We start from the raw sequence: 236 nt of genomic DNA on the forward strand, positions 1-236 counted from the left end.
TACAAAACCGTTTTCGGCGTAATCTTTTGCACGGCCCGGGGCTGTTCAACGGACAGCCCCTCCATGAGCCAGCGGTATTGCTGTGGCGTGAGTTCCCGGACTTCATCAGGGGTCCTCGGCCACTGCAGCCTTCCTTTTTCAAAGCGTTTGTATAGGAGCAGGAAACCGTCGCCCTGCCAGAGCAGGGCCTTGAACCGGTCCCGGCGACGGCCGCAAAACAGGAAAAGCGAAGGCTG

Annotated in this window: 1 protein-coding gene; it reads right to left on the reverse strand. The window is 58.9% G+C overall.

Annotation, left to right across the window (positions count from 1 at the left end):
• The coding region (gene tnpB / locus ACE418_RS13585) for an IS66 family insertion sequence element accessory protein TnpB (protein ID WP_416451095.1) at positions 1–236 on the reverse strand (236 nt) is incomplete at both ends.

This window comes from Megasphaera jansseni (assembly GCF_047974155.1).
GTDB lineage: Bacteria > Bacillota > Negativicutes > Veillonellales > Megasphaeraceae > Megasphaera.